Annotated in this window: 10 protein-coding genes and 1 pseudogene; 3 read left to right on the top strand and 8 right to left on the bottom strand. The window is 37.7% G+C overall.

What is annotated here, in order from left to right; all coding sequences use genetic code 11:
• Positions 1-35: 35 nt before the first annotated feature.
• The 8 genes and pseudogenes from CYP28_RS01655 to selA all read right to left on the bottom strand — a co-directional run bounded on the left by CYP28_RS01655 (position 36) and on the right by selA (position 10,791).
• Positions 36-557 carry an iron transporter gene (locus CYP28_RS01655; protein ID WP_084041674.1) on the bottom strand — a complete coding sequence of 174 codons (522 nt, stop codon included), beginning with the start codon at positions 555-557 and terminating at the stop codon, positions 36-38.
• Between the two features lie 20 nt (positions 558-577).
• Entirely contained in the window at positions 578-2,518 is a 1,941-nt protein-coding gene (locus CYP28_RS01650) for an FTR1 family iron permease (protein WP_103592851.1), read from the bottom strand.
• A gap of 268 nt (positions 2,519-2,786) precedes the next feature.
• A complete protein-coding gene (gene fdh3B / locus CYP28_RS01645) occupies positions 2,787-3,347 on the bottom strand; it encodes a formate dehydrogenase FDH3 subunit beta (RefSeq protein WP_021090689.1) in 561 nt (186 codons plus the stop codon).
• A gap of 80 nt (positions 3,348-3,427) precedes the next feature.
• Positions 3,428-6,334 (bottom strand): annotated as a pseudogene (locus CYP28_RS01640) (formate dehydrogenase subunit alpha); the annotation flags it as partial.
• 11 nt (positions 6,335-6,345) lie between these two features.
• The gene (locus tag CYP28_RS01630) at positions 6,346-6,552 is read right to left on the bottom strand and encodes a twin-arginine translocation signal domain-containing protein (protein ID WP_009294906.1); all 207 of its coding nucleotides are present in this window, start codon (positions 6,550-6,552) and stop codon (positions 6,346-6,348) included.
• Positions 6,553-6,854: 302 nt separating this feature from the next.
• Positions 6,855-7,595, bottom strand: coding sequence for a thioredoxin domain-containing protein (locus CYP28_RS01625; protein ID WP_087585452.1), 741 nt, complete (start codon positions 7,593-7,595; stop codon positions 6,855-6,857).
• Positions 7,596-7,648: 53 nt separating this feature from the next.
• Complete coding sequence (gene selB, locus CYP28_RS01620) at positions 7,649-9,469, bottom strand: selenocysteine-specific translation elongation factor (protein ID WP_103592849.1); 1,821 nt, start codon at positions 9,467-9,469, stop codon at positions 7,649-7,651.
• The gene (gene selA / locus CYP28_RS01615) at positions 9,466-10,791 is read right to left on the bottom strand and encodes an L-seryl-tRNA(Sec) selenium transferase (RefSeq protein ID WP_103592848.1); all 1,326 of its coding nucleotides are present in this window, start codon (positions 10,789-10,791) and stop codon (positions 9,466-9,468) included. The genes selB and selA overlap by 4 nt, the downstream gene beginning before the upstream one ends.
• A 154-nt stretch (positions 10,792-10,945) precedes the next feature.
• On the opposite strand from selA, the gene CYP28_RS01610 reads away from it, so the two are divergent.
• The 3 genes from CYP28_RS01610 (at position 10,946) to CYP28_RS01600 (ending at position 14,003) form a co-directional block, all read left to right on the top strand.
• Positions 10,946-12,619 carry a 4Fe-4S binding protein gene (locus CYP28_RS01610; RefSeq protein ID WP_103592847.1) on the top strand — a complete coding sequence of 558 codons (1,674 nt, stop codon included), beginning with the start codon at positions 10,946-10,948 and terminating at the stop codon, positions 12,617-12,619.
• Positions 12,612-13,325: a TorD/DmsD family molecular chaperone gene (locus CYP28_RS01605; RefSeq protein ID WP_103592846.1), complete on the top strand. Its 714-nt coding sequence runs from the start codon at positions 12,612-12,614 to the stop codon at positions 13,323-13,325. Before CYP28_RS01610 ends, CYP28_RS01605 begins: the two co-directional genes overlap by 8 nt.
• Before the next feature lie 81 nt (positions 13,326-13,406).
• Entirely contained in the window at positions 13,407-14,003 is a 597-nt protein-coding gene (locus tag CYP28_RS01600; protein ID WP_103592845.1) for a DUF6803 family protein, read from the top strand.
• Positions 14,004-14,026 lie beyond the last annotated feature (23 nt).

The following is a 14,026-nucleotide window of genomic DNA, read 5'->3' as shown; positions in this document are numbered from 1 at the left end:
AATTTTTAAAAAGGGGCGAGAACGCCCCAAAGCGATTATTTAACAGGACCACCTGTCCATTGAAATTTATAAGTTGTTGTGAAAGGCTCAAACCATTTACCAACACCGCTCTCTTTGTCAGCGTGGCGACCAAAACCTTGTTTTTCTGGATTGTCGATGTGGAATTTAAGCTCATAGTTACCAACACCTGTATCCATTTTTACGTTAGCACCGTAGTGTGGGCCATCGCTTGCAACCATTGGCATAAAGGTACCTTTTTTAACTTTGCCGTTATCAAGGTTTTTTAGCTCGTAGTTAATCTTTAGGTATGGGATCCACTCACCTTCGCCAAAGCCGTTTTTATTACCAGCAATAGCGTGTATGTCAGCTTCTAGGTGAAAATCAGCTAGGCTTGGAGCTAGGTCAATACCCTTTGGTTCCATGTCGATTGGTTGCAAATAAACTGCAGCTATCTCCATGCCATTAGCCTCTACAGGCTCGCCGATTGGGTGCTCTCCAGCAAGTGCAAAACCAGCTGCTAGACTAAGTGCTAGAGCTGAACTAAGAATTTTATTCATATTCTCTCCTTTAAATAAGATTAATTTTTATTTTGTTTTGATTTCATAATAACGATGCCTATGACTAGGGCAAGCACCATAATGATTTGAGGTACTAAGCTCTCATAATATGGCTGAAGTCCTAGCCAGTCTCTCATCCAGTCAGGGAAGCTAAGTCCATTTATGATAGTTGGGATGAAAATTTTACCCTCAACTAGCTCGCCAACACCCTTGCCAACAAAGACGATCGACATGTAAAAGATGATCGCTGATGTAAATATAAAAAATGGTTTAATAGGAATTTTAACAGCGAAAATTTTAAATAAGAAATAGACTATTAAAAGAACTATAAGACCTACGACAAAGCCAGCTGCGATCATTGAGTAGCCAGCTGAGTCTTTTGCGTCAAAGATAAGTGCTTGATAAAATAGCACTGTCTCAGCGCCCTCTCTAAATACCGCTAAAAATACAGTCCACCAAAGCGCCGTGCTTGAGCCACTTGAGATAGACTCAGATACGTGAGATTTGATGTAGTCGTTCCATTTTTTAGCGCCAGCATTTGAAAGAAGCCAGAAGCCAACATAAAATAGAAGTCCCACAGCAACAAGCATCGTGATGCCTTCCATAAGCTCTCTTTTTTGACCTGCTGCCTCGCCAAAGATGATGTTCATTATCCAAGCCATGACAAAGCTTAAGATGATAGCCACGCCAACTGAGCTATATACGACCTTGCCCATAGCTTTTGCATTGCCAGTTTTTACAAGATATGCAACGACGGCTGCAACGATGATAAGAGCCTCAAAACCCTCTCTTAAGATGATAGTTAGTGCCCAGATAAATAGCGTCCAAGGTGAGCTTGAACCGCTAGTTTTCTCAAGTGCGGCTGCTAGCTGAGATGACATCTTGCTTGCACTTTCTTGAAGAGTTTTTTCATCTACACCTGATTTCATAAGGGCTACAAGATTGCCAAATGTAGCTTCAATAGCTGTTTTTAAATTTACATCTATTGCACCTACTTTATTCTCCATGCCACTACCTTCAAACTCATCAAAGTAGATGTCTTGGATATCGCCCATGGCTTTTTTTACATCACCATTTTTATAAAGTGTGATAGCAGCTTGAATTTTGTCGTTTATATTTTGAACGACTTTGGTATAATCTACACCACTATCTTCTTCAGAAGCTGTTTCTACATCGCTCATATCAACTTTTGCAAGTTTTGCAGTATCAGCTGGGAGTTTTGAGATAGCATCATATGCTAGTTTCTTGATCTCATCTAGCTTAGTTTTAAAATCATCTTTACTTATACCATTTGTGATACCGCTGATCGCTTCGCCCATCTTTCTTTGGATATCAGCATCTATGCTTTTACCATTTTCTATATACTGACGAATAGCGATTTCAAGTTGAGTATTTCTGTAATCTGTAAATTTAGCATCTTGGATAGCACTTTTAGCATCATCTTGTTTATCGCTCTCATAGCTTGCTATTGCTTTATCTAGATCAGCTGATAAATTTGTAAATGCTACCTTCCACTCAGGGATAAATTTAGAAGTATCATAATCAGTTGTAGCAGCTTGAGCTGGGCTGTCTGAATACTCACCAACTAGTCTATGTCCTTTTAAGATAACTGGTAGAACTTCAGCAATCTCGCTATTTATCTGATCTATTCTTTTTTGCACATCATCTGGCGCTTCGCCTGCTTTTATCGCCTTTCTGATCTCGCCAAACTGCTTCTCCATAGAGTAAGCTTTTTTCTGACCTAAATTTATTCTGATGCCAGCTTCGACATCTTCAAATAAGCCAAAATAAGCATTTTGAGTATCACTGACCGCTTGTTCAACATTGCCCGCTCTATACTCTGTTATTACTTTTTGTAGCGACTCTTTTATCTGAGCTGCGACCTGCTCATAGTCGTCATTTTTTGCCACGAGCCAAATAGGCAACAACATAATTAGCATAAATTTTAAGAATTTATTCATTAAATAAACCACCTGTGAGATTTTTTTGAAGCGAATATTACCAAGGCTTTACTTTGATTAAAATAAAAACGATTATCATAAAATAGAGCAAATTGAGATAATAAAGAGAAATTTGTCCTCAAATAGCCAATTTTAAATGATCTTAGAAATTTTCTAATGTAAATTTAAAATTTATCTTTTGAATATAAAAATAGTAGTTTTATAAAAAATGAAAAGGCTTTAAGTTTAAAATTTAGAATTTAAAGGAGAGCAAAAGCTCTCCTTCTTGTTAGGCATTTAGCCCAGTGTTTCTTAGCATAACACGTTTGCGATATACATTTGATACTTCAGCTGCATCTCCAACTAAAAGTGCATTTGTAGCACAAACAGCCGCACACATAGGCACTTTTCCTTCAGCCATTCTATTTTGGCCGTAAAGCTCTCTCTCCTCGTGTGAGTTTGTTGGCTCTGGACCGCCTGCGCACATTGTACATTTATCCATAACGCCTTTTACGCCAAATGCCCCATCTTTAGGGAACTGTGGAGCACCAAATGGACAAGCATATAAGCAGTAACCACAGCCTATGCATATATTTTTATCGTGAAGCACGATGCCATCAGCTCTAATGTAGAAACAATCAACCGGGCAAACTTGCTCACAAGGTGCATCAGTACAGTGTTGGCATGCAATGGTAGTTGAAACCTCTTTACCTTCGATACCATCGTGAAGTGTAATGACCTTCCTTCTATAAATTCCCACTGGAAGTTCATGAGCAGAAGAACAAGCAACTTGGCAACCATAACAACTAATACATCTATCAGTATCTACGAAAAATTTCATTCTTGCCATTTTATTCCTCCTTACTCTTTACCCATGGCGTCTCTCTCGCCATATTCATGGAAAAACGATGTTTTAAATGTATTTTCCTCAGCTTTCTCTATGCGGCAAAGACCTGCGTTAAACTCTGAAATTTGAGTAACTGGGTCAAATCCATAGTTAGTAACAGTGTTATAACTTTCACCAATAACATAAGGCTTAGTACCCTCTGGATAGCGAGCTGAAAGATCAACGCCTTGCATAATACCAGCGAAGTTGTATGGCATACAAATTCTATCTGGAGTTACCATCTGGCTGTGATAGCATCTTACTTTGATCTTTGTGCCTTGTGGGCTGTGGATCCACATCATATCGCGGTCTTTTATGCCGTATTTTAAAGCTAGCTCTGGGTTAACATTAGCAAACATCTCTGGCGTAATAGCTGATAGATATTTACTGGTTCTTTCGATCATACCAGCACCACTTAAGTTTACGACACGTTGTGTACTAAACACGATTGGAAATTCTTTCGACCAATCTTTTGCTTGTTGCTCTGACTTAAACTTAGTAGAAACACGGAAATTTCTAGCTTGATCATCAAATGTCGGATACTTTTGAACAAGATCCCAGCGTGGTGAGTGAACAGGCTCTCTATGTTTTGGAATAGGATCGAGGAATTCCCAAACGATAGCTCTTGCCCTTGCATTACCATAAGGAACAACACCTTTTTCGCGGCATTTTTCAAAGATAATACCACTATAATCCATGCTCCAGCTTGGTCCCATCTTAGCTTTCTCTTCTTCAGTTAGAGTTATGCCTAAGACTTTTTCTATATTCTCTTTTGTGATTTGTGGATAGCCACCTTTTATAGCTGAGCCAACAAGTGTTGTCTCTTCGCTAGCTAGCTGACTAACGCCATTATGCTCTAGACCAAAGCGATTTCTAAAGCCTGAACCACCTTCAACATAAGGCTTGCTCATATCATATAGTATTGGTGTTCCAGGGTGTTTTTCATCCCATGCTGGCCATGGTTTACCGTAGTACTCGCCTTTGACTTCACCACCTAGACCTATTAGCGTATCTGGGTCAAATTTATCCCAGTTTGCTTGATGGCGTCTAAACATCTCGGCTGTTCTACCACCATAACCTATAGAATTTCCAATCCTTGCTATCTCATTTGTCGCATCATCAGGCCATATAAAATCATCTTTTACTTGTTTTATTTCACGATCTACGATACCCATTTTCATGCCTCTTACGTATTCATCGTAAAAGCCAAATTTCTTAGCAAACAAGAACATTACTTCATGATCGCCCTTACTCTCATAAAGTGGATCAACAACTTTTGTTCTCCATTGACCTGAGCGGTTTGTTGCACTTAAGTGACCTTCATTTTCAAATGCAGTCGCTACTGGCAAGATATAAACGCCATCTTTTCTGTCTGAAAGGATAGAAATTTCATTTACAAATGGCTCAGCCACAACGATCATATCTAGTTTTGAAGCTGCTTCTTGAATTTTAGCTAGGTGCGCCATAGACGTTAGACCAGTTCCTTGAACCCAAAGAACTCTCAATGCACCACTACTAAATGTATTCTCCTCCTTCAAGACGCCTTGCCACCATTTTGAAAGTGACCAGCCTTTTTCGTTTCTCCAGTTTCTATCCTCTGGATTTTTAGGATCATGGTAATAATACTCTTCAAAGACTGTGTTTTTAACAGGAGTACCGCCTTGTTTTGGCTCTTTTGTTGAGACTGCAAAGCGTTTAATAAATTCGTCATAATCAACGCCCCAGCCTTTGCAGTAATATTTCCATGCTGCATCAGTTAAGCCATAATACATTGGCAAGCTATCTGAAAGGTTACACATATCAGTTGAGCCTTGAACATTGTCGTGACCACGAATGATATTACAGCCGCCGCCTGCTTTACCCATATTTCCTAGAATTAGTTGAAGGATAGGTAAAATTCTTGTATTTGATGTACCAACTGAGTGTTGAGTGATGCCAAGTGCCCAAACAACAGTACCTGGTTTTGTGTGAGCTAGAATGTCTGCAGCTTTTAGTAGTTTATCAACTGGTACTCCAGTAACATCAGATGTAACCTCTGGTGTCCAGTGCTCAGCCTCTTTTCTTATCTCATCAATACCGTAAGTTCTATTTTCTATAAATTCTTTATCTTCCCAACCATTTTTAAGAATGATATGAATAAGACCATAAACAAGCGCAATATCAGTTCCTGATCTTTGTCTCAAATAAAGATCAGCATGTGCAGCTGTCTTTGTAAAATTTGGATCAGCTACAATTACTTTTGCATTGTTTCTATCTTTTGCTTGTAAAGTGTGCTTCATGCCGCCAACTGGGTTTGCCACAGCTGGGTTTGCTCCAATGATAAATATACATTTTGAGTTTGCAGCCATATCTCCAAAGTGGTTTGTCATCGCGCCATAACCCCAAGTATTCGCCACACCGGCGACTGTTGCGCTATGTCAAATTCTTGCTACGTGATCGTTACTGTTTGTACCCCAAAATGCACAAAATTTTCTAAAGTAGTAAGACTGTTCGTTGTTAAATTTAGCCGATCCTAAGAAAACAACACTATCAGGGCCATCTTCTTTGCGGATCTGAAGCATCTTATCGCCGATCTCATTTACAGCTTGATCCCATGAAATTCTTTGCCATTTACCATCAACTTTTTTCATAGGATATTTGATACGTTGCTTGCTGTGTGTAAGGTCGATCTGATCGATACCTTTTGAGCAGTGTGAGCCCTGAGATATCGGATGATGCATCGCCATATCTTGACGAACCCAAACACCATCTTTTACCTCAGCCTCGATACCACAGCCTGCTGAGCAAATAGAACAAATCGTTCTAACCTTTTTTGAGCCAGGGAAAGGATTTTTTATCTCCTCATCACTTGCTTTTCTTATCGTTTCATTTTCTCCAAAAGCCATTGTGCTTCCAGCACCAAGTGCGGCTAGCTTTAAAAATGAACGTCTTCCTATACGTGCATCACTCATGGTTTTCTCCCTTAGTAAGCGATTTTATAGTAGGTTTCCCAGTTCTTGCTTTTTTTATAAAGCACCTCCTTTTTGTTTGACTTGCCAACGACGACACCATTGTCATCAGGAGCTAAGTCGTCACTAGTCACTTTTGCTACGGCTGAGACTGCTAGTACACCGCCGGCAGCACCGACTTTTAGAGATTTTTTTAGAAAATCCCTTCTTGATCCTTGCATTTTTTCTCCTTAGCTCTCAAACTTAAAAATTTGAGAATTTGGTTTGATTGGTCTTCACAATTTGCAACTTTAGAAATTCTAAAATATTGCAAGGCCTATTTCAGGGCTTTTTATAGCCTAGATTTAAACTCTGCAAATTTAGCATAATTGCAAGATAATCAAAGTAAATATAAAGCTTTAATTAAATATGTTAAGTTATTGTTAAAAATATAAGAAAATATATTTAATATTTTAACTTTTATGAATTTTGAGAGAAAGGCTAATTTAAAGTATAAATTCTAGGGAGAGCTCCCTAGAAAAGATTATTTTAAATCACTTTTATTTATTATAAATGGCACTGATCTAACGCCGGCTGAGAAATATTTTTTACGTAAAGTATCGATCTTGTCGCTCTCTTCTTTGCTAACATTTTTTTCATCCACGTTATAATCTTCAGAAAAATACTTTCTTAAAATTTTAACCTTATCGCTATCACTTTTTGCATTTTTTATATCTTTATAGATCAAAGCACTTTTTTGCAAAGACGATAGTTCATGTACTGGAGTTAGGATGATTTCAACGTTATTGTCTTTTAGTGTCGTTTCGATCTTTGCTAGCTCGGCTCTACAATATGGGCATTCAGGATCTGAAAACATGATAAGAGTTGGCTTTTTGCTATCATTGCCAAGAGTTATAACATTTGCCTTGTCTTCATTTTTATAAATTTTAGCTAGTGATTTTACTAAATCAAGTGCTGCTTTTTCTGCGATTACCTTTTTTTCTTCAGCCAAATAAGACTTTTGCTCCTTTAAATTTACAACATCAGGAAACATAAGATCGCCCTTAACAAAAGTCACATCTTCTTGAGACATATCCCCTTTGCTAAATTTTAAGCTTACTTTTTCTATATCATCTAAAATTTTAGTGCGTTCTACGACTTTTACATTAACACCATCGATATTTTGATTTTTAAAAACTTCTGAGTAAAAATCTTCTATTTGCTTATTGCTAGCTGCCATTAGGCTAGTTGCCGCTATTATTGAGGCCAAAACCACTTTTTTCATTTTTTTCCTTTTTAAAAATTTGGCGGATTATATTTACTTTTTGTAAATGAATACTAACCACGAAAGACTCTATCATTTCCTTGCTTCATTATGTCACTCTCAAGGTCAAGTTGCTCAAGATAAGCGATTACATATTTTCTACTTAAATTTAGTGCATCCTTGGCGTTTGTAACATTTACAAAACCTTGATTTTTGATGATCTCTCTTAGCTTATCAAGTGCCATTTTTAGAGAATTTCTAGTGATAAAAAGATTATGCTCCAACCTTACAACTCTGCCCATTGCAGTTAGTTTTTTAAGTGCATTATCACCACTTAGCCTATCTATTTCCAGCTCATCATATATATTATAAGGTGCCGTTGGAGCTAGCTTTCCGCTTTCTAAAATTTCATAAATTTTCTCTTCAAGCCTTACTTTTAGTTTGCTTATATCAACACCCTTTTTTGTATAGACGCCATCATTTTTAGCGATTAAATTTATACTCTCGAGCTCATCAAGTGCTTTTTGAGCCAAATTTTGACTAGCCCAAGCAAGCTTTAGGCTTATACTTTGAGCTGAGAAAACGGCAAATTCATTTTTTTCTATCATAAATTTAACCACAGACTTTATCCGCTCAACCGCGCTTAGATCGTAGATATTTAAAGCCTTTTCATCGACAAAAACATTTGAGACTTTTTTAGCTACATTTACGGCCTCTTCGTGATTTAGACCAAATCTTTGATAAGAAGAGATGATGCCAAAGCCATTTTTGTGAGCCTCTTTTAAGATAGAAAATGCTCCAACAAAATCATGCTTTAAAAGTGCAGCCAAAAAGAGAATTTTGCCAGCTTTTTTTAGTGGCTCAAGTACAGGATTTAGCACTCTGCCACCGCCTATAACGCGTGCGTCTGAGATGAGAACAAAAGGCTCGTCAAATTTCAAAAACATATCGCTTTGAAATTTAAAGGTAACAAAATAGCTATCATCTTTTTGGCTAAGGATCAGCACCTTTGCAGGGACGTTTTTAGCGCCCACGCAAAATGTCACGCTTTGAGAGTGGATGAGATTTTTAGCAGTTACGACCGCATCAACCTCTCTAAAACCCCTAAAAAAGCCCTTTTTGCTAAGTAGCTGCCCCTTTTTTAGCTCGCTAAGCTCAATGCCAGTTAGATTAAGCGCCACACGGCTGCTAACTCCGGCACGCTCTACGAATTTATCGTGGCTTTGCACGCTTCTTACTAGCACCTCTTTGCCAGCGTCATAGTTAAAAAGCTTCTCATTTTTGCTAACGCTTCCCTCTATCACGGTGCCAGTTACGACGCTACCGATACCTTTTAGGCTAAAAACCCTATCGATGTAGTATCTAAAAACGCCCTCCTCATCGCGCTTTTTAGCTCTTAGCGTAAAGAGGTAGCTTCTAAGCTCGTCAATGCTTGCCCTATCCTTTATACTAACGGCAAAAATTTCTAAAATTTGCAGGTTTTTAAATTTAGAAATTTCATCTCTTATCTCTTTTTTTCTTAAATTTATAGTCGCTTCATCTACGAGGTCACACTTTGTAAGCGCTACGATCACGGATTTTACGCCAAGAAGATTTAAAATTTCAAGGTGCTCCAAGCTTTGGGGCATAAGTCCGTCATTTGCCGCCACCACAAATAAGCACGCATCAAAGCCATACGCGCCACTTATCATCGTTTTTATGAGATTTTCATGCCCAGGTACGTCGATAAATGCGATATTTTCATCATTTTTACTTAAATTTGAAAAGCTTAGATCGATCGTTATGCCACGCTTTTTCTCCTCTTCGAGATTGTCCCCCTCAAAGCCGTTTAGCTCCTTTATAAGTGCAGTTTTTCCGTGGTCTATATGCCCTGCTGTTCCTATTATTAAACTCATTTTTCTTCCGTTTCATTTATTATTTTTATTAGCACTTCTACGTCCTCATCTAAAAGCGATCTAAGATCGAGCATAAATTTATCATTTTCTATGCGGCCGATCACCTTTTTTTGCCTAAATTTTTGCTCATTTAAAACTGCATCTCCACTAACCGCCAAAGCCATGCTTGGAATTTTTTTATTTGGCATCGCACCACCTCCTACAAAGGTTTGTGTGCGAATGATTTCTAGCGGCATTTTTAAATTTTTATTTATAAAATTTGCTAAGCTTTCAAGCTCTTTTACACTTTTGTGAAGCAGTTTTTGTGTTGTGATTAGTTCAAATTCTTTATTTAAATAAGCTTTTATACTCTCAGCCAAAAGCGAGATGATCACCTTATCGACGCGAAGCATCCTTAAAAGCTGATTTTTTCTAAGCTTTGCGATGAGCTCTTTTTTGCCAACTATTATGCCGCACTGCACCGTGCCAAGGAGCTTGTCGCCGCTAAAGCTAACTAGCGAAACATCCTTTAAATTTTTTAGATCTGGCTCATTTTTGTCTAAGTTAAACGGCAAATTTCCGTAAAATCCACTGCCAAGATCAAAATAATCTATCAAATTTTGCTCACACGCCAATTTACTTAGTTCATTTGCTGTAACTTCTTCGCTAAAGCCCACGATGTCAAAATTTGAGCGATGAACCTTTACAAGCATCGCCGTATTTTCACTAATTGCCTCTTCGTAGTCTTTTAGCTTAGTTTTGTTTGTCGTGCCAACCTCTTTCAAAAAGCAGCCCGCATTTGCCATAACTTCTGGCACTCTAAAACTACCGCCGATCTCGACTAGTTCGCCTCTGCTAACGACGACTTCCTTGCCCTTTGCAAAGGTGTTTAATACCAAAAATACAGCACTTGCGTTATTATTTACGACGATAGCGTCCTCAAAACCAAAGGCCCTTGCTATTAGCGAGCCAACGTAGTCATATCTGTTGCCACGGCTGCCTGTTTTTAGGCTGTATTCAAGGTTAGAATATCCTGTGATTACCGGAGTTGCACGGCTTAGAATTTCTTTATCGATGACGCTTCTAGCAAGGTTTGTGTGAATGGTTACACCAGTTAAATTTAGCACTCTTTGAAGGCTTGATTCATTAAATTTATGATATTCGTTTAGGATTAAATCTATTATTTCTTGCAACGCAAAATTTGCATTTTCATTTAAAATTTTAGCTCTAACTTCATTTAAAATTTGCCTCGCAAGCAATGTGACTAAATTTATATCAAATCCTGAAAATGCTTCGTTTTTTATGATCTTATCAACTTGTGGGATATCTCTTAAATCGCTCAATTCGTGCTCCTAGTAAGTTAGTTTTACCAAGCCGTGATTTTAACATAAAAAATATTATAAATTAAACCTTAGAGCAAAAAGGAACATATAAAATTCAGAGTCCATTAATCCCATTAATATTAAAATAAGCCTGTTTTTGATAATAGGAGAAATTATGAAAGAATTTGGCTTTTATAACGATTTTGATGATACTTTGATGTTAAATGAACAGATAGAAATAAATAACGAAAAAGAAGAATATTTAATTTCTAACTCGCCAAAGCTTAAAGCAAACATTATCGCACCTGAGATAAATTTTTATCTAAAAAATACAACCGCAAGCGTCTTAGAAAAAGCTAAAAACACGCTTTTACTCTACGAGGCAAGAGCTAGTGCCTTTGACATGGCAAAGGATGTCGATTATGAAAAAGAGGTTGGCAAAAATGTCGTAATAGTTAGCAACTCAGGCCGCGAAGAGCTAGCAAATTTACTAAAAGAAAATGGCTACAAAGTCATTGAACTCACGCACTTTGAAGTAAAATTTATATACGGTGCGGCTGGTGAGCTAAGCGTTTTAGTACTTAGAGCAAATGACGAATTTGAAGTTGATTGCGACTTTTTCTTGGTTGAAAACGCAAGAGATTATATGCTAAAGCAAAGTGGCTGTTACGAGATAGCAGGGCTTAAAGATGAAAAAGTGCTTGAAATTTTAAATACAAAAAGTCCAAAATTTAGATACAAAAGCTTTACGCAGTACGACTCGTCAATATGCCAGTATCACGAGCGCAGGACTGAAATTTGCGGACGTTGTGCCGAAGTTTGCCCAACGGTTGCGATATTAAAAGAGGATGAAACAAGGCACCTTGTCTTTTCGCAGATAGATTGCACAAACTGCGGAAACTGTATCAGCGTCTGCCCTAGTGGCGCACTTGACTCTACACTTATGCCACAAAACTCATTTGCTACTATTGCCAAACTTTACAAAGGTAAAATTCCACTAATAATCTCTAATGAAACAAATTTAGACGAGCTAAATATAAGCCTACCTGAAAATGTCCTACCTTTTTTCATATCAGCACCGCATATGTTAAATCAAGCGCATCTTCTTACATTGCTTCAAGAAAGTGGTGCGAGTGTGATTTTATTTAGCAAAACTCTTGGCAAAGGCGAAAAAGACGCCATTAGCATCTTAAATCAAATTTATGAGCTTAAATTTAAAGAGACGGCGATCTATCACGCTAAAGATAAAAATGAGCTTGAAGAATCGCTCAAAAAAGCAAAATTTATAGCTGACTCACAACACACGATAAACGAATATGCCTTACCAAAAAGAGAAATTTTTGCAAAAAGGCTCGAGTTTTTAGTAGGTAGCGAAGATCTTGGCGTGGTAAAAAGCGGCGAGATGATAAGATATGGCGATGTCAAGATAAACACTGATAGCTGTACACTTTGTCTAAGTTGCGTTGGCGCTTGTAACGTAAGCGCGCTAGTGGCTGATAAAAAGACAAATTCGATTTTATTTAATCCAAGCGTCTGTACAGCTTGCGGATACTGCGAACTAAGCTGTGCTGAAAAAGATACCATAAGCCTTGAAGTTGGAAAAATTTCTCTTAAGCCTGAGTTTTTTACATATAATGAGCTGGCACGAGATGAGCTTTTTGCCTGTGTTGAGTGCGGAAAAGAGTTTGCAACTAAAAAAGCAGTCGAAAAGATTGCAACTATAATGCAACCAAGATTTGGCAACGATAGGGTCAAGATAAAAGCGCTTTACTGCTGTGCTGACTGTAAGGCCAAACTAATGGTTCAAGCCCAAATAAACGCGATGAAAGAGGATTTATTAAATGGATAAAAACATCATAAAAGCAAGATCATATTTTTACGAATTTCTAGCATATCCTATGTTTTTTTACACAAATGATGAGAAATTTTCAAGGTGGAAAGAGCAGTTAAGATACTTAAGCGCAAATCCTTTAAGCGAGGATAGTGATGCTGCGTTTAAAAATTTAGATAAATTTAGCTTTGAAGAATTTTCAAAAGAACAAAATGATGTTCTTTTTGGCTTTACAAATATCCCTTTAAGTGCCTCATTTTATGAAGAGGGCAGAGACAATGGAGCAGCTAGACTTAGGGTTATTGAATGTTTAAAACTAAGCCCATATAGACGTGATAGCGAGCTTTGCAAAGATAGCGAGGACTACGTTGGATTTATATTTTTAGCGATGGCTACATTTTTAAAAGATGAGTTTGATGATGCAAAAAATATTAGCAATAAGCTATTTTCTGAAACTTTAAATTTATTTGTAGATGAGTTTTCTCAGCTACTCTCAGCTCACAAAGAGGCAAATTTCTTTAAATCATACACAGTCATTTTAAAAGACTTCATCGAGCTTGAGCGCTCCATACTAAACGTAGAAGCACCAGCTAAGCCAAAAGGCGATAGTGTCGCTATGGCGGCACTTAAGAAAGAACCATTTCAAAGCAAGATGCCAACAATCAAAACCAAACTTCATTGGGAAGAATTTTCTCCAGTCATCTCACACGAGTTTAAAGACTAGCTTAAATTTGTTATCTTGATATTTTATAATTATTAGCAATTTGGCGTTAATCTTCTTTAAATTTTTTACAAAGGACTTACAATGGTAATGACACACTACATGGAGCTTTTATCGCTCAATCAACCTTACAATCTAATCTTCTTCATGGTGATACCTGTGGGGCTTACGGAGCTTTTAGTGGCGATGGAGTTTCTCACTATGTATCACATGGATAGCGGTAAAAATGCTGGCTATAAGGCTGTTGGCAAATTTGCTGGCATAGTGCTTGGGGTCTATTTTACAGCTCTTGTGATCTATTTTATGGCAAAAATTTATCCAAGTATAAAATGGCGTGGATATGCCGATGTCATCGCTGTCTACTCATATCTCATCAGCGTCATACCACTTCTTGGCATCGCGCTTTTAGAGCTAAATTTGATCTACAAAAACGCAAGCGAAAAGGCAAAGCTAAAGCTTCACTTTTTCCTACTCATATTTGCCTTGATCGTCGCACACGTCGCAATGATATTTGGCATGGTTGATCCTACCATAACAGGCTACAAGGCTGAAAACGGTGAGATGGGTATGCATATGAATATGCCAATGAACATGCCAGCAGATATGCCAATGCACGATCACCACAAGATGATGCAAAATATGAGTGATGATAACTCAACTAATATGCACATGCATCACTAAATTTTATAGCTTCTTGGCAGCTG

It is taken from the genome of Campylobacter concisus (assembly GCF_002914195.1).
Taxonomy (GTDB): Bacteria; Campylobacterota; Campylobacteria; order Campylobacterales; family Campylobacteraceae; genus Campylobacter_A; species Campylobacter_A concisus_M.
This window is presented reverse-complemented; position numbering and strand designations above follow the sequence as displayed.

Bases quoted from the DNA above. Each gene is read 5' to 3' on its own strand.
- selB (WP_103592849.1), bottom strand. From the start codon at position 9,469: ATGAGTTTAATAATAGGAACAGCAGGGCATATAGACCACGGAAAAACT.
- CYP28_RS01605 (WP_103592846.1), top strand. From the start codon at position 12,612: ATGGATAAAAACATCATAAAAGCAAGATCATATTTTTACGAATTTCTA.
- CYP28_RS01610 (WP_103592847.1), top strand. From the start codon at position 10,946: ATGAAAGAATTTGGCTTTTATAACGATTTTGATGATACTTTGATGTTA.
- CYP28_RS01650 (WP_103592851.1), bottom strand. From the start codon at position 2,518: ATGAATAAATTCTTAAAATTTATGCTAATTATGTTGTTGCCTATTTGG.
- CYP28_RS01655 (WP_084041674.1), bottom strand. From the start codon at position 557: ATGAATAAAATTCTTAGTTCAGCTCTAGCACTTAGTCTAGCAGCTGGT.
- CYP28_RS01625 (WP_087585452.1), bottom strand. From the start codon at position 7,595: ATGAAAAAAGTGGTTTTGGCCTCAATAATAGCGGCAACTAGCCTAATG.
- fdh3B (WP_021090689.1), bottom strand. From the start codon at position 3,347: ATGGCAAGAATGAAATTTTTCGTAGATACTGATAGATGTATTAGTTGT.
- CYP28_RS01630 (WP_009294906.1), bottom strand. From the start codon at position 6,552: ATGCAAGGATCAAGAAGGGATTTTCTAAAAAAATCTCTAAAAGTCGGT.
- CYP28_RS01600 (WP_103592845.1), top strand. From the start codon at position 13,407: ATGGTAATGACACACTACATGGAGCTTTTATCGCTCAATCAACCTTAC.